A 23055-nucleotide genomic window follows, 5' to 3' on the forward strand; every position below is an offset into this window, starting at 1 on the left:
GATATTATGACAGCTTCTATCAACTTTAGACGCGATGTGCTCCCGCACCTGATCGCTATTATAATTTTCCTGATTCTTACGGCAGTTTACTTTTCGCCGGTTCTGTTCGAAGACAAAGGCCTGGCCCAAAACGATATTCTGCAGTTTAGAGGCGGAGCCAAAGAAATTCAAGACTTCCGTGAAGAAACCGGTGAGGAGGCGCTCTGGACGAACTCTATGTTCAGTGGCATGCCAGCCTACCTTATCCAAACGCATTACCCTGGCGACTTCTCAGGTGCCATCCATTCCATTCTGACATTTGATCTGCCAGCCCTGGCAGGTAATATCTTTATCACACTTTTGTGTGCCTATATTTTGTTTGTGACCTTAGGTATGAGCTCCTGGTTGGCTATTATAGGTGCCATTGCTTTTGCGTTTACTTCTTATAACATTATTATTCTGGAGGCTGGTCATAATACCAAGTCTTTAACTATTGCCTACATCCCGATGGTGTTAGCAGGGCTTATTTATGCTTTGCGCCACAACCTATGGATAGGAGCTGCCTTATTTGCGTTAGGCCTTACTTTAAACCTGCATTTCAACCACCTGCAAATGACCTATTATATGCTGTTGCTGGTACTGGTCTTTGCTGTAGTCGAAATCATTTTTGCTATCAGGAACGGCACTTTTGCAGAGCTGCTGAAACGGGGACTGGTACTGGCTGTTGCTGCGGCGCTGGCGGTTGGTGTAAACTTTGGCAGGTTGTATACTACAGCAGAATATAGCCAGTACAGCATCAGGGGCAAATCAGAGTTAACGGCTCCTAACAGCGGTAATCAGATTGGAAGTGGCTTGGACAGAGACTATGCTTTTAACTGGAGTTATGGTGTAGGCGAAACTATTACACTGCTCATCCCTGATTTTTATGGCAGCAGCAGCAGTGCCTCGCTTGGCACAGATTCTGAAACATATAAAGCCTTCACTAATATGGGCGTGCCTCCGGTGCAGGCAGAGCAGATTGTAGAGCAGGGCTTGCCAATGTACTGGGGACCACAGCCTGGAACAAGTGGCCCTGTTTATGTGGGGGCTATTATATGCTTTCTGTTTGTGCTAGGGATATTTATTGTTGATAAACGCTGGGTAAGCTGGCTTGTTGCCGGAACTGTGCTTTCTATTGTGCTGGCCTGGGGTAAGAACTTTGAGGCTTTAAATTACCTGATGTTCGATTACTTTCCTGCTTATAACAAGTTCAGAGCTGTTTCTTCAGCATTAGTGATAGCCCAGATAGCCATACCATTCTTAGGTATGCTGGCGCTCTGGAAACTGATCCGGGGGAGAGAACTCAAAGGCCTGGATAAGAAGCTGCTTATATCGGGTAGTATCACAGCTGGTATTTGTGCTTTGGTGTGGTTGTTTGCAGGTTCTGCAAGTTTTGTAGGAGCATCAGACCCACAACTTATACAGGCGCAATTCCCGATAGACGCTATTCGTGCTGACCGTGAAAGTATGATGCGTAATGATGCTTTTCGTTCGCTTGTGTTTATTGTGTTAGCTGCTGGTTTACTTTACTTCTACCTTAAAAATAAACTCTCTGCCACCGTGGCTATTGCAGGTGTTGGAGTACTGGTGTTGGTAGACCTATGGACAGTAGATAAGCGTTACCTCAGCACGGATGACTTTCAGCGAAATGTAGTGTCTAACTATTTTCAGCCTACACCGGCCGATCAGCTCATCCTGCAGGACAAAGATTTAAGTTATCGCGTTATTAATCTAGCCAATCCGTTTAACGATGCCCGTACCTCTTATTTCCATAAGTCAGTTGGCGGTTATCATGGAGCTAAACTGCGCCGGTATCAGGATTTGATTGATTATCATATCTCGCAAAATAACCTGGAGGTGCTGCGTATGCTGAACACACGCTATGCCTTAACAGGTAATCCGCAGCAGCCTGTACAACGTGTACCTGGGCCTTTAGGTAATGCCTGGTTTGTGGAAAATGTAGAAGCCGTTAACTCTCCGGATGAAGAAATTGCAGCACTATCTGATTTTAATGCTGCTGAGACTGCAGTAGTAGATGTTAGCAAGTTTCCTGTAGAGAAGCGTAGCTATTCTGCTGATAATGCTACCATAGAGCTTACAGAATACCAGCCTAACTACCTGAAGTATCAGTACCAGGCAGCTCAACCGGGACTGGTGGTGTTTTCAGAGATATATTATGCTGCAGGCTGGCAAGCTTACTTAGACGGACAACCGGTAGAGCACATCAGAGCCAATTATGTGCTGCGGGCTATGCAGGTTCCGGCAGGTCAGCATACTATCGAGTTCAGGTTTACACCAGCGTCTTATGAAATTGGTAACACCATTTCAATGGTTTGTTCTATCCTTCTGCTGCTGGTTTTAGCAGGTGCCATTTTTTATGGTATCAAGAAGAAGCCTACAGAAGAACCAATTGTTGAAAAAGTATAAGCTAAAGGATATAATATCAAAACTTCAACCTTTAAATTAAACAAGAGCCTCAGTTAACGCTGGGGCTTTTGTGTGATAATATGGAAGTACCATTACAACAACTGCAAAGCCACTTGTTACAAGAAAAGCAGGTAGAACTGTGGATAAAGCGCGATGATTTACTATACCCCCACATTTCTGGTAATAAATGGCGTAAGCTAAAATATAATATACAGGAGGCAAAGGAGCAGCAGAAAGCGACTATATTAACCTTTGGGGGAGCTTATTCTAACCATATAGCTGCGGTGGCAGCTGCAGGAAAGGAGTTTAGCTTCAGTACCATAGGCATTATTCGGGGCGAAGAGCACCTGCCACTAAACCCAACATTACATTTTGCTACTTCCTGCGGTATGCAGCTGCAATATATTAGCCGCGAGAAGTATAGACAAAAGCAGGAGCCGCATTTTCTGGAGAAGCTTTCTGAGCAGTTTAATCAACCTTATATGTTACCAGAGGGCGGCACGAACTCCCTGGCGGTAAAAGGTTGTACCGAAATTGTGCAGAATGTCTCTGTTGACTATGACTACATTTGTTGTGCATCAGGCACTGGTGGAACTATAGCCGGCATTATAGCTGGGCTTGATGGTGCAAAGCAGGTGCTGGGCTTTCCTGCTTTAAAAGGTGGAGAGTTTCTGCAGTCGGAAATTGCACAACATATCCACACATACAACGGCAAGCACTACACAAACTGGCAGCTTATCACCAATTATCATTTTGGAGGCTATGCAAAAGTAAAACCGGAGCTGTTGGGCTTTATAAAAGCGTTTCAGGAAGAGCATCAAATTCCTTTAGAACCCATTTATACAGGCAAAATGATGTTTGGAATATTTGACCTGATCCGGCAGGGTTACTTCCCAAAAAACAGCCGTATTGTGGCTGTTCATACAGGTGGTTTACAGGGTAATGCAGGTTTCAATGAACGGCTCGGGGTGGAGGTGTAACTAGTCAGCGTAATACAACTCTAATTTGTTTCTCTTGAGCAAATGTAGAGATTCCCAGACTGCCTAACATGATTATAAGAGGAATAAGAGGGGTGATAAAACAATTATCATAGTCTTCTACTGTAAATGAGACTACAGCAGCCTGAAGCACAAACATAAGGGCTGCAAAAGCTTTAGGGGATGTTGTGCCAGAGGGTGAAATTAAGTATTTGATAGCAAAGGCATATAAAGGGTAGATCACTATGGCTATACTTATGTTATGAAGCAGGGAGTAATATGGTCTCATGTAAGCTATAAAAACCAATACTTTATAAACACCAGCTTAAAAGAATATACCGGCTGCTTAGCGATAAAGACAACAACCTTTAAGAGAGGGGATAAAGATAAAGGGGGAACATAGACAGGTTGAAGTTGGGGTATGGCGAAAAGATTGGAAGCGTAGATTACTTCTCCTCTGGCATAGGTTTCTACCAGAGGGAAGGTTGATTGTAAAAAATGTTGCCTATTTGTGGCACTCATTTTGCCGTACTTAATCTCAAAAACTATATACATGCCCTTACTCCGTTTCCTGATTAAACTTATTCCTTGGGTAATCGTCATATTTGCCGGTATTTTTTTGTGGCGTACTTTCGGAGGCTTTTTAAATAAACCTGAAGAGAAGAAAGAGCCAGAAGTAGTTGTAAACTACAACACAGTGCTGACTTCTGTAGAAGAACTTGGTCGGATGGAGCTGGTTCGTTATAATTTTAAAGATGTCGTGGAGTACGAGAAAAGTGTGTCGCGTTGGGTGCCTAACTCGAAGATCGTGCTAATAGTAGCAGGTGAAGCAGTAGGCTGCCTGGACTTTACTAAAATTACGCAGGCAGACATTTGGTTTCAGGGGGATTCGCTGGTGCAGGTAGCTCTGCCTGAGCCGGAACTTTGCTATTACAAAGTAGACCACAGCAAGTCAAAAGTCTTCTCAAAAGAAAATACTTATTTCCAGGATGCAGACTTGGTGGAGGAAGGATATAAGTATGCAGAGCAGAATGTAAAAAGAGCTGCGCTGAATTCTGGTATATTAAACCAAACGCAGGTAAATGCAGAGAAAGTACTGAAGCCGATGCTGGAAGAAATTACCGGGAAGCGTGTAGTGTTGATAAAACAACGCCGGATGAAGAATCCTCAAATGCCTCGTAAGCGATAATCCCGCAATAACTAAAAGCAAAAGAGATCGCAACAATTATCTGCTGCGACCTCTTTTGCAACTTATAATTTCTAATTCATCATTCATTATTCTTGAGAGCGTCCTGCACCAGGTCATTCTCATACCCTTTGCTCATAAGGTAATAGCTTAACTTCTGGCGACGCAGAAAGGGGTTCTTTTCTTTTTCTGTCAAGGCCTTTTTCTCAAGTAGTTGTAATAAGTTTTGCTCATAAACATCCAGGTCAATTTCCTTAAGCCCCTGCTTTATACAGTAATCTGAAATGCCTTTTGCCTTAAGGCCTTGCATAATTTTACGGCGGCCCCACTTTTTCAGTCCATACTTGCCACGCACATAGGCCAGTGCATAACGTTCCTCATCTATCAGTTTCTCCTGGCTCAGGCGTACAATCAGCTCTTCCACATCATCGGGCTCTAAGCCGTAAGAATACAGCTTGTCGCGTACCTCCTGCTGTGTCCGTTCCTGGTAAGCACAATAGGATGCTGCCTTTAGCAAGGCCTCTTTGGGTGTATAAGTCTTCTTTTTTTTCTGATATTCCAAATCGTTTGTATAGCAGTTGTTCCTCAAATATAACAAGCAAAAGCCGCTCTGAATTCAAATAGGCAGCCCAATTTTACTTATTCAGCTCTTTGCCTGACTCCTTTACCTAAAATAGGTACCTTTGCAGCCTTCACCAAATTAAAAGCTAATGTTTTCGAAAGGTGTCAGGTATATGCTGCTGTCTACGCTGTTCTTCTCGCTGATGAACGTATGTGTAAAGTCGTTGGCACATATTCCGGCAGTAGAGGTTATTTTTTTCAGGTCAGTTATCTCATTGGTGATGAGCTTTGTGGTATTGCGAAGGGCGCATGTGAGTGTCTGGGGCAACAATCACAAATGGTTGATTGCCCGTGGAGTTACCGGAGCTGCTGCTCTGATATTGTTTTTTAATACACTACAGAATATACCTTTAGCCACAGCTGCTACGGTACAGTATATGTCTCCCATATTTACCGCTGTGCTTGGTATTTTTCTAGTGAAGGAGCGGGTGAAGCCCTGGCAATGGGCGTTCTTCTTAGTGTCTTTTGCCGGTGTGTTAGTAATAGAAGGGGTAGAGACCGAGGTCGATACGTTTTACCTGTGGCTAGGCGTGTTAAGTTCGGTATTTACCGGTCTTGCCTATACCATCGTCCGGAAGTTAAGCACAAGTGAACATCCGCTGGTAATCATATTTTACTTCCCATTGGTCACATTACCTATAGTTGGTTTTTACCTGCTGTTTAACTGGGTGCAGCCACAAAGTTGGGATTGGGCTTTGTTGTTATTAGTTGGCGTACTTACACAGTTGGGCCAGTATTACATGACTATGTCTTACCAGGCCGAGGAAATATCTAAAGTAGCAAACCTTAATTATATCGGTATTATTTATGCACTTGTACTAGGGTATATTCTTTTTGATGAAGAGTTCAGCTTTCTGACGTATGCAGGCATGGCATTGGTACTGGTAGGTGTTATTTTAAACGTGCGTTACAAAAGTAAACTGACAAAAGAGGCAGCACTTGCTGCTAAAAAGAACATTACAGGTTAATAAGCAGCAAACAATTAGGCTGAGATAGAGTATTTCTATACCTGAGCGGTACGATTTCTGCTGTTTTGTTGTTTTTATTTAATAATGGCTTAGTACCTAATTGTTTACGCATGCACCTGCTCTCTCTTCTTTTATGGTTAGTCTTTGTTCCAGCACTGTCACATGGCACTGGGCTGAAAGGTCGTATTACGGATGAGAATGGTAAAGGCTTGCCATTTGCCAGTATCTACATAAAAGAAATCTCCAGCGGTACAGCTTCCAATGACCAAGGGTATTACCAGCTTCAGTTGAAGGCTGGTACGTATACCCTGGAGTTTAAATATGTAGGCTATCGGTCTAAAGTAACAACGGTAACAATTAGCGAGGAGTTGCAGGAACTGAATGTACAGTTGCTGCCAGAAGTGCTGAACCTGCAGGAGGTAGTAGTGCGTGCCGCTGATGAAGACCCTGCCTATGCTATTATGCGCAACGCAATCCGGCTGAGCAAGTTCCACCTGAACGAGACAAATGCCTGGAGCACGCAGGTGTATATGAAAGCCGTAGGTCGCATGGAAAAAGTTCCGTCTAAAATACTGGGTATAAAACTGGTCGACATTGACACAGGTATTGTTTACTTATCTGAAACAATATCATTGCTGCACTTTAAAAAGCCGAACAAGGTTAATGAGCGGGTAATATCCAGTAAAGTGAGCGGACAAAAGAAAGGCTTTAGCTTTAACCAGGCATCAGAAATGAACATCAGCTTTTATGAGAACCTGCTGAAGGTGGAGGGGCTGAGTGAGAGGGGCTTTGTGTCGCCGCTAGCTAATAATGCCTTGTTCTTTTACCGCTACGAGTATGAAGGAGCTTTTCAGGAAGATGGGCGCACGATCAATAAAATAAAAGTCATTCCCCGCCGTAAAAATGACCCTGTGTTTTCGGGGAGCATTTACATTGTAGATGGCAGCTGGCGCATCCACAGCACAGACCTTCTATTAACAAAGAATGCAGGCATTGAGTTTGTAGATTTTATTCGGGTAAGGCAGGTGCATGCACCTGTGCAAGGTGATGTGTGGATGCCTGTTTCGCAGCGCTTTACCTTTGAGGCAGCCGGAATGGGCTTTAAAGGGAGTGGCTATGTTACCGGAGTCTACTCTAAATACAAAGTACAGCCAGCCTACAAAAAGCCGCCTGTGCTGGAAGAACCGGAGCCTGAACCTGAAAAAGTACTTACGGAAGCATCTGGGCCAAAGAAAAAGCCTAAAAAGAAAGTGAAATTAATAAAGCCTGAAGAGGTTGAGCCGGAGGAGCAGCAACCCATACACGAAGAAGGGCTTTTCACAAAAGAGATTCTTTTAGTAGAGCGCGATGCCAACAAACGTGACTCGGCTTATTGGGCCGAAGTGCGGCCAGTGCCTCTTACGCAGGAAGAGCGGCAGGATTACCAGGTAAAAGACAGCCTGCAGGTAATTAAAAGTTCTAAAGCTTACCAGGACTCGATGGACCGGGTGCGCAACGAAATTTCTTTCGGAAAGCTGTTTCTAAGCGGTTATACCTATGCCAACACCTATGAGCGCACTTCTTATAGTTTTGATCCGCTTATCAGTATAACAGGTGGGGCAAGCATGTTGCAATATAACACTGTGGAGGGTGTGGTGGCAGATGTACGGATGGCGTACACAAAAAACTTTGGGGACCGCCGCCGCTACATAATAGAGCCTGCAGTACGCTATGGTTTCTCTAACGAAAAACTGAATGCAAAGCTGCGTTTAGCTTATAGGTATGACCCTGTTAAAAGAAGCACCATATCGGTTGAGGGAGGTAGGTATGTGAGCCAGATTAATAATCTGGAGCCTATTTCGCCTTTTGTAAACTCGCTGTACACGCTGTTTCGGGAGAAGAACTACATAAAGCTTTACCAGCGAGACTTCGCCAGTGCAAGTTACCGTACAGAGCTGTTGAATGGGTTGGCCCTGAATATGTCGCTGGATTACTCACACCAGATGCCGTTGCAGAACACCACAGACTTTAGCTTCAGGAAAAACTCCGGTTCCGAAGGCAGCAGGTTTACTTCTAACGTGCCCGTAAATGCAGAGTTAGCCGATGCGTCTTTTACACCGCACGAGGCCCTGACGGCAAATGTTAATGTTAGTTTTAAGCCCGGCATGCGCTATATTTCGCGGCCAGACCAGAAAATAAATATTGGTTCTAAGTGGCCTACTTTTGCCTTTGGCTATAGAGCAGGTATACAAGCTTTAGGTGGAGATACAAAGTTTAACACAGCAGCTTTCCGCATCAGCGACTATATAAGTGTAGGTTTGCTGGGTGCAACTAACTATAGCTTAACAGCTGGCACATTCTGGGGCAAAGAGGCTATGTTCCTGCCAGATTACAGGCACTATAATGGTAACCGCACCATATTTGCCGGAGTTTATACAGGTTTCCAGTTACTAGATTACTACCGGTACAGTACCAACAACAGATACCTGGAGGGGCATATGGAGCATCATTTTAATGGTTTTTTGTTTAATAAAGTGCCGCTGTTCCGAAAGCTAAAGTGGCAGGAAGTAGTAAGCCTGAATTATTTAAATACCATAGAGTCTAAAAACTACCTGGAGCTTGGGCTAGGCATAGAGCATATCTTTAAAGTTGTTCGTGTTGACTTTGTTACCTCTTTTCAGGAAGGAAACAAGGCGCGCACTGGTATAATGATAGGAGTTGGGTTTTAAACGCTGATTAAAGCTAAAATAGTGCTAAACTTACTTACGCTAAGCCAGTAGCAGGAACTTGTCGGCTGCTGCTGCATAACCAATTTAGAGCCATGTCGTTAAAAATAACCAAAGAACTAATTTTTACGAACATGAAAACTGAATTGAATATATTTAAAACAAGCTTGGCCATATTATTTGCGGCAATAGTAGGTTATGGTTGCAATGGAGAAAGACCTGAGTCAAACCCTACAGACGATACCAGTACTTCAGAGGCAATTGTCAAAGATAACCCTTCGGCAGCTAACCTGGCCAGACCACGTCCGGCTCCTATTGGAGATACTGCCGAGACAGGTGAGCAAGCGGACCAGTTTGGTGACCTGCCTTCTAATGTAGACACTGCTGCACGCCGAAGATATCAGCAGAATATGCAGCGTCAGTTAGAAGAGAATCCAAATCAACGCCCTGAGATTACGACGCCGGAAAACAGAAGAGTAACAACCGGGCAAGAGCAGTAGAAATTAACATGACAGTATTAAACCAAAAGCCTCAACAGTTGTACTGTTGAGGCTTTTGGTTATAGCGTAACTTTTTTGCCTGTAACGGCAGCTGCGCTCATAGTCGGTATGGCCATGCCTTCTCCAGTCTTTCGCTTACCTTTTATGTTGAGGTTATATATTATCACAGAAACGAAGATGATAACATAAGCAAAGACTTTAACAGGAGTTGTTTCCTCTTTGAAGAAAATAAACGCCACAACAAAATTAATGATAGGGTTAATGTACATCAGTATGCCAATGGTGCCGGAGGTAAGCTCTTTTAAAGCATAAAGGTTCAGGAACAGGGGCAGCACAGTAAAAAAGGCACCTATCAAGAAGACAAAAAGAAAGAAGTTAAGGTCTAACGTTGTACCCGCATCACCTTTAAAGTAACTATAGAAAGGAGCAATAAAGGTAAACGACAGCATAAGTTGCAACGTGAGCAATACAATTTTATCATGTGCCTTTAGTATACGCTGCGTAATAAGGTAAAGGGCATAGCTTAAACCAATTATCAGGCTAAATAGCAGGCTGTTTATTTCACCTGATCCAACGAGTACACAACTCAGGCTGCTCAGGCCTATAGCTATCCACTGGTTTTTACGCAAAGGTTCCTTGAGTAACAGAAATCCAAGAACAGCCGTCATAATAGGGCATAGCAGGTAAGAGAAAGAGCCTGTCTGAATGTTTATATGATTAATAACATAAATAAATGTCAGCCAATTGATAGTCTGGAGTGCTCCCCCAAAGAAAGTAAAGAGTACGAATCTCCTCCTTTCATGAGGTACTGAGTTCCTTATCTGCCGAATAGTGGCAAACAATATATTGCGCCGTAGAAATAGCGAAATGAACAACAGAATAAACATGGAAGTGGCTATCCGGAAATACAGGATTTGCCCGCTTGCATAAGGCGAGAGTGCCTTTAGGGGTATCGGTAAAAAGCCCCATATCACAAAAGCCGCAATACCTGCGGCATAATATGGCTTTGTGTTCGTAGTCTCCATAGAAATATAAAAGTGCGCAAAAGTAAAGAATGTAGTCAATAGCATTTGTTAGGACGCAGAATTAAATATCAGCGGCTTAATCTTGTCCTGACTCTTCATGCAAACAAGTATCTTTGGGCATAATTTTAATGTAGTGCTATGCTTACATTTCAGCAATTTAATCTTATTGTTAAAGGCAAGCTCGTGCAACTTGTACAACCATTGCCTATTGTACATTTGCTTACCGACAGCCGTAAACTGTCGCAACCGGCAGGTACTGTTTTCTTTGCCATCCGGGGGAAGTGGAATGACGGACATGAGTACCTGGCACAGCTTTATAGCTTAGGTGTAAGGCGGTTTGTGGTAGAAGAGCAGACAAATGCAGAAGAGCTGAAACAACAGTATCCGGAAGCAGATATAGTGCAGGTGCCACACAGCCTGGAGGCACTGCAAGCACTGGCAGAATGGCACAGAACCCAGTTTCAGATTCCGGTTATTGGTGTTACAGGTAGCAACGGTAAAACAATAGTAAAAGAGTGGCTGGCACAATTGTTAAGCCCGGATGAACTGGTCTTGAAAAGCCCACGAAGCTACAATTCGCAACTGGGGGTGCCGTTGAGCGTGTGGCAACTGAACAGCAACCATAGCTTAGCTATTTTTGAGGCCGGTATTTCGCTACCGGGAGAGATGGAAAAGTTACAGCCAATCATACAGCCTACCTTAGGTATTTTTACGAATATAGGAAGTGCACATGATGAGGGCTTTACTTCCAGAGAGCAGAAATTAGAGGAAAAGCTAAAGTTTTTTACAGCTGTTGATTTATTATTTTACTGCTCCGACTATGAGCAGTTACACGAAGCGGTACAGGCAAAAGGCATTCCTGCCTTTACCTGGTCCAGAAAGCAGAAGGCTGATCTAACTATTGCCTCCACAACTACAGCTGGGTATAAAACGATTATAGTCTTTGGTTACCAAGGGCAGAAACAGCGGCTGGCTTTACCTTTTGTAGATGAAGCTTCTATAGAAAATGCCCTGCATTGCCTGGCTGTGCTGCTTTACCGAAAAGTGCCGCTGTCGGAAATACAAGATAGGCTAGAGAAACTACAGCCTGTGGCTATGCGCTTGGAAATAAAAGAGGCTATTAACGGCTGCTACCTTATCGATGATACTTATAACAATGATCTAGCTGGCTTAAACATAGCTTTAGATTTACTGGCAAGCCAGCCGCAACGAAGTAACCACACTCTCATACTGTCTGATTTACTGGAGTCAGGCTTGCCCGAGAAAGACTTGTATGCCAGCGTAGCTGAACTGGTACAGATGCATAAGGTAAGCAGAGTCATTGGTATAGGGGTAACTATAAGTAAGTACAGTAATATGTTTGGAAGCAGCAGTTTTTTTTATGAAAACACTGCTGCCTTTTTAAATCAATTTAATACAGACAGCTTTAGAGATGAGGTAATATTGGTAAAAGGTGCCCGTGTGTTTGAATTTGAGAAAATCGTACAGGCATTTCAGCAGAAAGTACATGGGACGGTGCTGGAGGTAAACCTTGATGCACTGGTGCACAACCTTAACTATTACCGCTCCAGGCTGGCTCCTGACACCAAGCTGATGGTAATGGTAAAGGCCTTTGCCTATGGCAGTGGCAGCTTTGAAGTAGCCAACCTGCTGCAGTTTCATCGGGTGGATTACCTGGCTGTGGCTTACGCTGATGAAGGAGTGCTGCTACGGGAGCATGGTATTACCTTGCCTGTTATGGTAATGAATCCATCTCCTGATAGCTTTGCCAAAACACGACATTATAACCTGGAGCCCGAAATATATTCGTTGGAACAGCTACGGGCCTTCCTGGAACAGCTGCCTGATGATGCTCCCGCTAAGATCCACCTGAAAATGGACACTGGTATGCACCGGCTTGGCTTTGTTGCTGAAGATTTTGACGAGCTGTTTGAATTACTAAAGCAGCACAGGCAGGTTAAGGTGGTAAGCACCTTCAGCCATTTGGCAGGAGCCGATGAGGCTGTGTATAATGACTTTTCTTATCAGCAGATTAAAAACTTCCAAAGCCTTGCGACAGAGATAGAAGCAAGATTGGGTTACAAGGTGATCAAGCACATTCTGAACTCAGCAGGCATTATACGGTTCCCGGAGCATCAACTGGATATGGTGCGTTTAGGTATTGGCCTGTATGGCGTAGAAGCTACTGGCGCTGATCAGGATGCTTTACGTGCCGTGAGCATGCTCAAAACCACTGTCTCTCAGGTAAAGAGCATTAAGCAAGGCGAAACCGTTGGTTACAGCCGCCGTGGCATAGCAGATACAGACAGAACTACCGCCACGATTGCTATTGGTTATGCCGATGGCTACGACCGTCGCTTTAGTACCGGAGTAGGAGAAGTTATTATCAACGGCAGGAAAGCGCCTATTATTGGTAATGTATGCATGGATATGTGCATGGTAGATGTGACGGGTATAGAGGTAAAAGCAGGTGATGAAGCTATTGTTTTCGGCCCACAGCTGACTTTAGTAGATTTGGCTAAGCGTATTGGTACCATACCCTACGAACTGCTGACAAATGTGAGCGCACGGGTGAAGCGGGTATTTTATACAGAGTAGTTTTTTTGTTGCGTGAATGATAAGTTTGTAAATATAGTAAGGTGGAAGTCTGGAAATAGCGGAGTTTTGAAATTTAGAGTGCGACTGTTCTGAAATTAGCTTATCTTCTTTTGTTCCTTTACCGCCAAATGAGCGCACAGTTGAGTTTTTACTGCAGTACATTAATTGAATTACCACATTAATTCAACATCTTTTGCTTTAAACCTGAACGCCTTGTAAATTGCAGTTGTTTAAAAACAGTCTAAATAAAAACTGTATAAAGTGCAAGCAAAGGTAGAAGAGCAAAATGAGCGTAAGAGCGTGCGTGACCTGAAGATAGGGGAAAGCGGCGTAGTTTGTTGCCTGAACGATCCTGAAATGGGACTAAAACTGCTGGAGATGGGTTGTATACCTGGCACGGAAGTGAAAATGAACAGCCGTGCTCCTTTTGGTGATCCTATCACTATCATTGTAAATGATTATACCCTTTCGCTGCGTTTAGACGAAGCCGAAACTATAATGCTGAAGTAGTAATTATGCCCATGACCGTATCCGCCCAGCCTGAAGCATTGCAGAGCAAGAGGCCTGCTGTTAGCCAGAAAATAGCTAAAATTGCTTTAGTAGGGAATCCTAACTCAGGTAAGACGTCGCTGTTTAACCAGCTGACGGGGCTTAACCAAAAGGTGGGTAATTTCCCGGGTGTTACAGTAGATAAAAAAACTGGTATTAGTCAGCTTACGCCAAACCTAAAGGCGCAGATCATCGACTTGCCCGGTACTTACAGCCTTTATCCAAAGTCTTTGGATGAACGTGTTATTATTGATTTATTATACGATCCTGGCTCTAAGCATTACCCTGACCTTGTTGTTGTTACTGCAGATGCTTCTAACCTGAAGCGTAACCTTTTGCTGTTTACGCAGCTGGCCGACCTGCAGATTCCGGCTGTTCTTGCCCTGAACATGGTTGATGTAGCTGAAACACATGGTATAAAAATAGATGTGCCAGCGCTACAGCGGGAATTAGGTGTGCCGGTTATACCAATGAACGCCCGGAAAGGTATTGGTATAGCTGCCCTGAAGATTGTAATGTCGCAGGAATTAGAGGCAGTAGGTAGACTGTTTTATGAAATTCCATTGGAACTGGTGCCAGTTGTACAAAGCATAAAAGAGCGTTTCAACCTTACTAATGATTACCTGGCGCTGCATTTTGCGCATCAGCATAAAAATCTTAAGTTTCTTTCATCCGATGATATGGCCTGGTTTGAGGAAGCTCTAAAGCCTGTAGGTTTTAGTTCCAATACCTTTCAGGCTAATGAAACCATCGCCCGCTATACCCGCATTAACGAGTTGCTGCTGGATGTAGTGAAGGTGGAGAAGGTGAATAAGAACGAGAAGTTCAGTAACCGCCTCGACCAGGTACTAACGCATAAAGTGTTTGGTTACCTTATATTCTTTGGTATTCTTTTCCTGATCTTTCAGGCAATATTTGCTTGGGCCAGTTACCCGATGGAACTGATAGATGTGGGGATTGCAAACCTGAATGAGCTAATACAGGAGAATTTTGACGGGCCACTCGTGAACATGCTTACAGAGGGAGTGATAGCCGGTTTGGGAGGTGTATTGATATTTGTTCCGCAAATTGCCATTCTTTTTGCTTTTATCGCCATTCTGGAAGAGACAGGTTATATGGCGCGTGTTACCTTTATGATGGATAAAGTAATGCGTAAGTTTGGCCTGAACGGTAAAAGCGTAGTGCCTTTAATATCCGGTGTGGCTTGTGCAGTGCCAGCTGTAATGTCTGCCAGAACTATAGAGAACTGGAAAGACCGTATGATCACGATATTCGTGACACCGCTTATGAGTTGCTCTGCCCGCATTCCGGTTTACACGGTACTGATAGCACTGGTAGTACCCGAAAAATATTACTTTGGCTTCCTGAACCTGCAGGGGCTTGTGCTGATGGGGCTGTACCTGATAGGTTTCCTAGCTGCTATACTGTCTGCGTTGCTGCTTAAAACTATCCTGAAAGCCCGTGAACGAAGTTACTTTATTATGGAGTTTCCGGTGTACAAAATGCCACGCTGGAAGAACGTAGGGCTTACCATTCTGGAGAAATCAAAAACTTTTGTGTTTGAGGCCGGGAAAGTAATCGTGGCTATTTCTATTGTACTCTGGGTATTGGCTTCTTACGGACCCGGTAATAATTTTGAAGTAGCCGAACAGCAGGCAATAGCAGAAGCAAACGCAAAAGGCCTTACAGAAGAGCAGACAGAGAACAAAATTGCATCTTATCAGTTAGAGGCTTCCTATGCCGGTATAGTAGGCCGTACTATTGAGCCGGTAATAAAACCACTTGGCTATGACTGGAAACTAGGAATAGCCTTGCTTACCTCTTTTGCTGCACGAGAGGTGTTTGTTGGTACTATCTCTACCATCTACAGCATAGGCGAAGAAGAGAATGTAAGTACCATTAAGAATAAGCTAATGTCGGAGAAAGATGCCAATGGAGATCCGTTCTTCACACCTGCCCGTTCTTTCTCGCTTATGATTTTTTACTTGTTTGCCATGCAGTGCGTAAGTACCTTGGCCATTGTGCGTCGCGAAACCAAAAGCTGGACATGGCCACTGGCGCAACTGCTGTACATGAGTGGCTTGGCTTATGTTATGTCATTTATTACGTATCACATCTTTCGTTAAACTCCGTTTTCTTGTCTTCTTAACAGCCTGTCAGAGGAATCATTTAAAGAATGGCTCTGACAGGCTTGTTCCTTTTAGAAATAGTTATTGGTTTAGTCCTATTTATTTTCTTCTTTGTTATCTGTGCTTTAGTGAAAGCAGTAGATATGAAACCTTGCTCTTTATTGCACTAAATATAAATATTTATATACTTTCTTAATTGTATAAAAGAGCAGCGGAATTTCAACAGCTACCATCTTCATCATAAGATTTATCAACTTCCTCAGCAACTATAGTACTCTTATACAACGTATAAATCATTGTTGTGTATTAATTAGCTGGTACCCAATATTTTGTACAGGATTAAAGGTATGCGTAATAGTCTTTTTTTCTGGTAATGTAGCTAAAACTGCATTTAAATAAGGTACAAATAAGAAACTGGAATTTGATTAATAGGATAATATTGTTTAAACTTGAAAATCTCTCACCTTAAATAAATTTATATTATGTATAAAATAGCTTTACTCTACAACTTATTTCACCCTTGCAATTCTAAATTCTTCCCCTTCGGCAAGCCTTGCAAAAAGATAGGCTTTATCTAATTTCCTAAATAAAATACCTTTATTAGTCTCGGCTCTTTTTACAACTGAGTCAGCTTTTACTACTCAGAGTGTAGCTCTAAACTGCTACAGTCTTAAAGATAGAGCAGTTAATCAAAGCTTTACCTTCTATTTCATTTTACAGCGATAGATACTGAAGTAGTAGGAGCGTAAAACTGCTTTGATTAAAGTTAACCTTATTCAAATGTTCTTACTGTTTGGACAAGGATGAATGAAATAATAAAGGGCTTTTTCTGTAAACTGATATAGAAGAGATACTTAATCAGAGTCTTAATATTAAAAAAGTTGCCTCGCTTTTGCCTTGTGCTTAAGATGTTTCTATGTGGTAACTGCCTTTACTTGTCAAAATAGTTTTTACTTACCTTAAACACCAACAACACAATGAAGAAAATTTTGTTTTTGTGCTTTATACTCGTGTCTACCCTGCTACAGCAGGCTATGGCCCAGAGTAGGGCTGTGTCAGGAACAGTGACAGATGCAGCAACAGGTCAGCCGTTGCCGGGGGTTTCTGTGTTAGTTCCAGGCACATCAGTGGGTACAGCTACAGGCGTAGATGGTACTTATACTGTTAATGTGCCAGAAGGTAGCAATACGCTTGTATTCAGGTTTATCGGCTATCAAAACGTTCAACGTACCATTGACAATGCCAGTACGATTGATGTCAGTCTGCCTTTAGATAATCAGCAACTAAGCGAAGTGGTGGTAACAGCCTTGGGAATCGAAAGAACCAGGAACGAATTACCATATGCTGCATCGACAATAGATGGAGACGCTGTTTCTCAAACAAGACAACAAAACTTTACGAATCAGTTATCCGGTAAAGTATCAGGTGTTCAGATTCAGCAGAACAATAATCTTGGGGGCTCTACGAACATAATTATTCGTGGTAATAAATCCATTAGTGGTAATAACCAGGCATTGTTTGTTGTAGATGGAGTGCCGCTGGATAATTCTACAAACAACACAAGCGACCAAGCAACAGGTCGTGGCGGTTATGACTATGGTAATGCCGCAGCCGATATCAACCCAGACGATATCGAGTCGATGACAGTTCTGAAAGGTGCAGCAGCCACAGCTTTATATGGTTCTCGTGCTGCCAATGGCGTGGTAATGATCACTACCAAAAAGGGATCTAAGAAAAAAGGTATAGGTGTAACTGTAAATACAGGCGCTAGTTGGGGGTTTATAGATAAAAGCACCTACACCAGGTATCAGAAAAACTATGGTGAAGGTTATGAAGGAGCAACTTATAACAGAAATCCTAGCGCTCTTCCTGGCTTCTGGGATATTGATATTGATGGGGATGGTGATACAGAACCTGTTGTGCCTACAACCCAGGATGCCTCTGCCGGAGCAGCGTTTAACCCGAATCTGTTAGTGTACCATTGGGATGCTTTTGACCCTACTTCGCCAAATTACATGCAGGCAAGGCCTTGGGTAGCTGCTGAAAATGACCCTACTACTTTCTTTGAAGATGCTTATGGTACATCTCATAGTATTATGATTGATGGTACTGGGGATAAAGGATACTTCAAGTTAGGCTATGGAAGAAACAGCAATGATGGTATTTTGCCTAATAGTAATGTAACGAAAGACTACCTGAACTTTGCGGCATCTTATGATGTAATAAAGAATGTGGCTGCTTCTGCCTCCATTAACTATGCCGAAACCAATGGTTTAGGTAGATTTGGAACAGGTTATAGCGGCTTGAACCCGAACCAGACCTTCAGACAATGGTGGCCGGTAAACGTAGATATCCAAGACTTGAAAGATGCTTATTTCAGAACAGGGGAAAACGTTACATGGAATAGGATCAGCCCAACTAACGCAGCACCAGCCTATTCAGATAACCCTTACTGGACACGCTATCAGAACTATAATAATGACAATAGAAGACGTTTGTTCGGGAATGCAAGAATCGACTATAACCCTACCGACTGGCTAAGCATAATGGGTAGAGTGTCTTTGGATACTTATGATGAGATACGGGAAGAAAGAATTGCAGTTGGTTCTCAGGGAGTGTCGGAGTATGCAAGGCAGAATGGTCGGTTCAGTGAGGTGAATTACGACCTGATGGCAAACCTGAACAGAGACCTGAATGAAGACTTTAATTTTAAGGCCACTGTTGGTACAAATATCAGAGAAACAAATGTATCAAGGGTTCGCCTTCAAACAAATGGTGGTTTAGTTATTCCAGGGTTATATGCTTTAACAAACTCTGTAAGCCCTATCCAGACATTTGGGCTTGGAGCTACTGAACCTGCTACTGAGGTGGACACCAGATTACGAGTAAATGGTTACTTTGCGAGTGTTACCTTAGGGTATAAGCAACTGGCCTTTCTTGATCTTGCTTCCAGGGTAGACCAGTCTTCATCATTGCCACCTGAGAACAACACTTATTTCTACCCTTCTGTTTCAGGTAGCTTTGTGTTCTCAGAACTGTTTGAGCCTACTTATGGGTTTACTTATGGTAAAATAAGGGCAAATTATGCAGAGGTAGGTAATATGGCGCAACCACTTAGTGTATATACTACCTATAACCTTATCACTCCATTCGGCGGTACTTCACTTGCCTCTGTAAACAGTGTTAGAAACAACCCAAATCTGGAGCCGGAACGCACTAAGAGCTGGGAATTAGGGCTCGAAATGACTTTCCTTGATGCTCGTGCAGGTTTTGATGTAACCTACTACAATGCAAATAGTGTGGATCAAATTCTTCGGGCTCCTGTTTCCAGAGCATCTGGTATAGATTACACATGGATTAATGCGGGTGAGGTTGTAAACAAAGGCTTTGAAGTTTCTGCTTTCGGAACCCCGGTAAGAACAGAGGACTTCTCCTGGACTATCAATGCAAACTGGACAAGAAACCGTAACAGAGTAAAAGATCTAGGTCCTATTGACAACTACCAAATCGCCTCTTTCCAAGGAGGGGTTACTTTGAACGCCTCTGAGGGTGAGCCTTTTGGAGCTATCAAAGGACCAGGGTTTGTATATAACAATGGACAAAGAGTAGTTGGTGAAGACGGGCTTTATCTGTCTAACAATGATGCTAACACAACTATTGGAGATATTAACCCTGACTGGATTGGTGGTGTGACAAACACATTGAAGTATAAAGGAATATCACTAGGTTTCCTGATTGATGTGAAACAAGGCGGTGATTTATTCTCTTTAGACCAGAGCTATGGCTTGTATACTGGTGTTCCTGAGTCAACTTCCTTTATCAATGACTTGGGCAACCCTGTTCGCAACCCAGTTACTGATGATGAAACAAGTGGTGGTATTATACTGCCGGGCGTTAATGAGGACGGTACTCCAAATGATATTAGAGCAGCAGTACCTTTAGCGCTTGGTACAGATGGTAACCCTGCAGAAGCTTTTATATATGACGCCAGTTATGTGAAGCTGAGAGAGGTTACACTAGGTTATAGCCTGCCAGAGTCTATTGTGTCTAAACTGAAGGTGTTTCAGGGGATCGATGTTTCTCTGTATGGCAGAAACCTGTGGATCATCCATAAAAACACGCCATACTCTGATCCGGAAGAAGGTTTAGCCGCTGGCACCTTGTCTTTAGGCTACCAGAGTGGAGCTTATCCTACAACCAGAAATGTAGGTTTTAACATTAGAGCAAGATTTTAATCTATACTAGCATGAAAAAATTACTTATATTTTTTATTCTCACATTTTCGATTGCAGCCTGCACCGATGATTTCGAGGAAGATCTAATCGATCCAAGAAGCCCTGTAGAGGTACCAGCAACCGGGCTGTTCTCAAATGCTCAGCGGAACCTGGTTGATCAGATGACTACCCCTAGTGTAAACTCTGGTATATTCAGACTATTAGCGCAACAATGGGCCAGCACCGATTATCCTAGAGAAAGTCAGTACGACATTGTGACGAGAAATATACCTCAGAACTTTTGGAACGAGTTGTATACTGATGTTTTGATGGACCTGAGAGAGGCCAGAACTATAGTTACTGCTGATGAAACCTTTCCGGACCCTGCTGAAAAAGCGAACCAAATAGCCATGATCGAAATTATGGAAGTATACACCTGGTCAGTACTGGTAAATACCTTTGGCGATATTCCCTATAATGAAGCGCTTAACCCTGAGAATGTTCAGCCAACGTATGATGACGCCGCTGAAATTTATGCTGACCTTTTTACCAGACTGGATGCAGCCTTAAACTCTCTGAATGAAAGTGCAGGTAGCGGCGATTTTGCAGCTGCTGACCTTATTTATGGTGGTGATATAGAAAGCTGGATTATGTTTGGCAACTCCCTGAAGTTAAGAATGGGTATGACTTTAGCTGATGTGGATGAAACAACAGCGAGAAGAGTAGTGGCGGAGGCTGCGGATAATGTGTTTACATCACTTGCCGATAATGCAGATTTTCAATATACTGAAACTACTCCTAACGTTAATCCTATCTGGACAAACCTTGTGCAGAGCGGCAGAAATGATTTTGTGCCGGCTAACACACTTGTAGATGTAATGAATGAGCTGGATGATCCTCGTAGAAGCGAGTACTTTACATTGTTTTCAAATGGGGAGTATGTAGGTGGTACATATGGTACAGGTAATCCATATTCTAATTTTTCTCATGTTAACCCTGCCATTACAGCCCCTGATTTTGAAGCCGTTCTTTTAAGCTACGATGAGGTAGAATTTTATCTTGCAGAGGCTGCTGCCAGAGGGTTTGATGTAAGTGGTACTGCTGGCGAACATTATACCAACGCTATCAGAGCATCGATGGAATACTGGGGTGTGCCTGAGGCTGAAATCAATGCCTATCTGTCGCAGCCGGAAGTTGCCTGGACCGGAGGAGGAAACTGGAGACAGCAGATAGGTGTCCAGAAATGGATTGCCCTTTATAACCGTGGTTTTGAAGCCTGGACAGAATACAGAAGGTTAGATTATCCACAGTTAGAGGCACCAGCGGTAGCAGAATTCGATGTTGTGCCTGTTCGCTATCCTTATCCTGCTGCAGAAAGAACGCTGAACACAGCTAATGTACCAGCAGGGGACGAAGCTACAAATAGAATATTCTGGGACGTTCAATAGTTGAACCTTAAAAAATGAATGATGAAAAATAAAATAACTTTTCTCTTATTATTGTTTGTCACTGTTTTAGGGTTTACGGCCTGTGATGATGATGATAATGAGCCCTTTTTCGACCCTACCCGACTAGCTATAGGCGGGCCAGATGAAGTAGCACCTGGAACCAACCGTAATTATACTATCGGAAATATTACTAGTCCGGAAACGTATACTTGGTCTGTTGAAGGCCCTGCACAAATTGTGGGGAGTAATACAGGGGCTACAATAACAGTAGCGTTCCAGTCTGTTGGTGAAGCTGTGATTACAGCTACCAACGGAACGGAGACGGGTAGACTGACTGTGGAAGTAGCTAATGTAGCGCCTGCTGTTACGGCAACTTTAGACACTACTGCAATGGGGCAACAAAAGGCCTTAAGAAACGGTGAGTCTGATACCGTATTCTTTGAATTTGATGCACCTTTCAGGGATATAGAAAGCTTTGGTATCAATACAGAGGATTCAACGGCATTTAACCAAGGTACAGAACCATTTACTTCAGGAACTTTAGGAGAACTTAGCCAATTAGATAATGGTCGATACTATGCCATTTATACAGCTGGTCCTGGCAACGGTACGCCTGAAGCTAAGTTTGCAAACATAATAGCGACCAGTGAATATGGATCTGACACTGTAGAAACTGCTTATGTGCAGTTGTACAGAGTAGATAATATTGCCCCTGTAGTTGATTTTACGTACTCTCAGCCAACTGCTAATGAAGGTACTGTAGTTACTGTTACAGCTACTTTCAGCGAAGCTGTCATGCCTGCTGACCCAGCAGATACCCTACTGTTCGTTACACTTTCAGGTGCAGGTACTTCTGCTGAAAGAGATACGTTAATGGCAACTGATAACCCTCTGGTATATACGTTTGAGTATGAGGTAAGTGAAACGGCAACTAATGGCCCGGTTCAGATTGGAATAGAGGGCGTTGTAGACTTTGCCGGTAATGAACTGGCTGGTGTTAATAATGCTTCTGACCTTGTTATTGATAATACGAACCCTACTGTTACTGGTACTGCAACAGATGCAGGTAACTCTGCTTCTATTGCAATAAGTTCTACTGAAGCCGGTACAGGTATGTATCTGATCATGAGAGCAGGAGCCGATGCTCCAACCGATGCTGACGAGTTTATGGCTGCACAGGGTGTTGCGTCCCGTTCTGTAGAGTTAACAGCAGGGACCTCTAAAACAGTAACACAAGCATTAGCCGCAGGCAATTATGTTGTTTACTTCATGGCTATGGATGCAGCAGGTAACTATAGTGGAATAGAGAGTAATAACTTAATCATGAACTAATATTCTGCTTAAAGCAGCATATAAATAGAATGAGATTCTGTTAAAGATTACTAAAGTAAAAGAGCTCCTCCAGATGAAGGAGCTCTTTTACTTTTATGCCAGTGCAAAGTCAACAGTAGAGGGATTTAAGTTCACTTGTTTGGTTTTTCTCTGTGTAGAACTTAGATATATTAAAATGAGTCCAAGCAGCGATTATCTAAAACAACATTACTATCCTTCACTATTTCTGAACCTGCATTAGTTTTATGTGGAATAGTCAAAAGAGACACTGTTTATCTGTCGGAACAATACAACAAGAGCTCTTTAAAAGCAACAGCCACTCTAGTTAACTAAAGTGGCTGTTGCTTTTAAAGAGCTC

Annotated in this window: 14 protein-coding genes; 12 read left to right on the forward strand and 2 right to left on the reverse strand. The window is 43.0% G+C overall.

The window, feature by feature from the left end; genetic code table 11:
• Positions 1–6: 6 nt before the first annotated feature.
• The 3 genes from LN995_RS08005 (at position 7) to LN995_RS08015 (ending at position 4611) form a co-directional block, all read left to right on the forward strand.
• Complete coding sequence (locus tag LN995_RS08005; RefSeq protein WP_229960142.1) at positions 7–2445, forward strand: YfhO family protein; 2439 nt, start codon at positions 7–9, stop codon at positions 2443–2445.
• An 80-nt stretch (positions 2446–2525) separates the two neighbouring features.
• Positions 2526–3425 carry a 1-aminocyclopropane-1-carboxylate deaminase/D-cysteine desulfhydrase gene (locus LN995_RS08010; RefSeq protein ID WP_229960144.1) on the forward strand — a complete coding sequence of 300 codons (900 nt, stop codon included), beginning with the start codon at positions 2526–2528 and terminating at the stop codon, positions 3423–3425.
• Between the two features lie 550 nt (positions 3426–3975).
• Positions 3976–4611, forward strand: a complete 636-nt coding sequence (locus LN995_RS08015; protein WP_229960146.1) for a DUF4230 domain-containing protein — start codon at positions 3976–3978, stop codon at positions 4609–4611.
• Positions 4612–4690: 79 nt separating this feature from the next.
• Here the strand turns inward: LN995_RS08015 and LN995_RS08020 are convergent, their stop codons facing one another.
• Positions 4691–5170, reverse strand: a complete 480-nt coding sequence (locus LN995_RS08020; protein ID WP_229960148.1) for a regulatory protein RecX — start codon at positions 5168–5170, stop codon at positions 4691–4693.
• 148 nt (positions 5171–5318) lie between these two features.
• Between LN995_RS08020 and LN995_RS08025 the strand changes: the two genes are divergently transcribed.
• The 3 genes from LN995_RS08025 to LN995_RS08035 all read left to right on the forward strand — a co-directional run bounded on the left by LN995_RS08025 (position 5319) and on the right by LN995_RS08035 (position 9402).
• Complete coding sequence (locus LN995_RS08025; RefSeq protein ID WP_229960150.1) at positions 5319–6197, forward strand: DMT family transporter; 879 nt, start codon at positions 5319–5321, stop codon at positions 6195–6197.
• 110 nt (positions 6198–6307) lie between these two features.
• The gene (locus LN995_RS08030; protein ID WP_229960152.1) at positions 6308–8905 is read left to right on the forward strand and encodes a DUF5686 and carboxypeptidase regulatory-like domain-containing protein; all 2598 of its coding nucleotides are present in this window, start codon (positions 6308–6310) and stop codon (positions 8903–8905) included.
• Positions 8906–8997: 92 nt separating this feature from the next.
• Positions 8998–9402, forward strand: a complete 405-nt coding sequence (locus tag LN995_RS08035; protein ID WP_229960154.1) for a hypothetical protein — start codon at positions 8998–9000, stop codon at positions 9400–9402.
• A gap of 59 nt (positions 9403–9461) precedes the next feature.
• Here LN995_RS08035 and LN995_RS08040 read toward each other — a convergent pair whose 3' ends face one another.
• Positions 9462–10472, reverse strand: coding sequence for an EamA family transporter (locus tag LN995_RS08040; RefSeq protein WP_229960156.1), 1011 nt, complete (start codon positions 10470–10472; stop codon positions 9462–9464).
• A gap of 93 nt (positions 10473–10565) precedes the next feature.
• Between LN995_RS08040 and LN995_RS08045 the strand changes: the two genes are divergently transcribed.
• The 6 genes from LN995_RS08045 to LN995_RS08070 all read left to right on the forward strand — a co-directional run bounded on the left by LN995_RS08045 (position 10566) and on the right by LN995_RS08070 (position 22697).
• Positions 10566–13025 (forward strand): bifunctional UDP-N-acetylmuramoyl-tripeptide:D-alanyl-D-alanine ligase/alanine racemase, encoded by a 2460-nt coding sequence (locus LN995_RS08045; RefSeq protein ID WP_229960158.1) that lies wholly within the window; start codon positions 10566–10568, stop codon positions 13023–13025.
• 261 nt (positions 13026–13286) lie between these two features.
• A complete protein-coding gene (locus tag LN995_RS08050) occupies positions 13287–13535 on the forward strand; it encodes a FeoA family protein (RefSeq protein WP_229960161.1) in 249 nt (82 codons plus the stop codon).
• A gap of 11 nt (positions 13536–13546) precedes the next feature.
• On the forward strand, positions 13547–15700 hold the full coding sequence (gene feoB / locus LN995_RS08055) for a ferrous iron transport protein B (RefSeq protein ID WP_229960163.1): 2154 nt from the start codon (positions 13547–13549) through the stop codon (positions 15698–15700).
• Positions 15701–16680: 980 nt separating this feature from the next.
• On the forward strand, positions 16681–19938 hold the full coding sequence (locus LN995_RS08060; RefSeq protein WP_229960165.1) for a SusC/RagA family TonB-linked outer membrane protein: 3258 nt from the start codon (positions 16681–16683) through the stop codon (positions 19936–19938).
• Positions 19939–19949: 11 nt separating this feature from the next.
• On the forward strand, positions 19950–21365 hold the full coding sequence (locus LN995_RS08065) for a SusD/RagB family nutrient-binding outer membrane lipoprotein (protein ID WP_229960167.1): 1416 nt from the start codon (positions 19950–19952) through the stop codon (positions 21363–21365).
• A gap of 18 nt (positions 21366–21383) precedes the next feature.
• Positions 21384–22697 carry a hypothetical protein gene (locus tag LN995_RS08070; RefSeq protein ID WP_229960168.1) on the forward strand — a complete coding sequence of 438 codons (1314 nt, stop codon included), beginning with the start codon at positions 21384–21386 and terminating at the stop codon, positions 22695–22697.
• The last annotated feature ends 358 nt before the right edge of the window (positions 22698–23055 follow it).

The sequence above is a fragment of the Pontibacter silvestris genome, from assembly GCF_020907275.1.
GTDB lineage: Bacteria > Bacteroidota > Bacteroidia > Cytophagales > Hymenobacteraceae > Pontibacter > Pontibacter silvestris.

What these genes read in the sequence shown, in the direction of transcription:
- LN995_RS08015 (WP_229960146.1), top strand. Translation starts at nt 3,976, where the DNA reads ATGCCCTTACTCCGTTTCCTGATTAAACTTATTCCTTGGGTAATCGTC.
- LN995_RS08045 (WP_229960158.1), top strand. Translation starts at nt 10,566, where the DNA reads ATGCTTACATTTCAGCAATTTAATCTTATTGTTAAAGGCAAGCTCGTG.
- LN995_RS08070 (WP_229960168.1), top strand. Translation starts at nt 21,384, where the DNA reads ATGATGAAAAATAAAATAACTTTTCTCTTATTATTGTTTGTCACTGTT.
- LN995_RS08010 (WP_229960144.1), top strand. Translation starts at nt 2,526, where the DNA reads ATGGAAGTACCATTACAACAACTGCAAAGCCACTTGTTACAAGAAAAG.
- LN995_RS08060 (WP_229960165.1), top strand. Translation starts at nt 16,681, where the DNA reads ATGAAGAAAATTTTGTTTTTGTGCTTTATACTCGTGTCTACCCTGCTA.
- LN995_RS08030 (WP_229960152.1), top strand. Translation starts at nt 6,308, where the DNA reads ATGCACCTGCTCTCTCTTCTTTTATGGTTAGTCTTTGTTCCAGCACTG.
- LN995_RS08025 (WP_229960150.1), top strand. Translation starts at nt 5,319, where the DNA reads ATGTTTTCGAAAGGTGTCAGGTATATGCTGCTGTCTACGCTGTTCTTC.
- feoB (WP_229960163.1), top strand. Translation starts at nt 13,547, where the DNA reads ATGACCGTATCCGCCCAGCCTGAAGCATTGCAGAGCAAGAGGCCTGCT.
- LN995_RS08005 (WP_229960142.1), top strand. Translation starts at nt 7, where the DNA reads ATGACAGCTTCTATCAACTTTAGACGCGATGTGCTCCCGCACCTGATC.
- LN995_RS08040 (WP_229960156.1), bottom strand. Translation starts at nt 10,472, where the DNA reads ATGCTATTGACTACATTCTTTACTTTTGCGCACTTTTATATTTCTATG.
- LN995_RS08035 (WP_229960154.1), top strand. Translation starts at nt 8,998, where the DNA reads ATGTCGTTAAAAATAACCAAAGAACTAATTTTTACGAACATGAAAACT.
- LN995_RS08065 (WP_229960167.1), top strand. Translation starts at nt 19,950, where the DNA reads ATGAAAAAATTACTTATATTTTTTATTCTCACATTTTCGATTGCAGCC.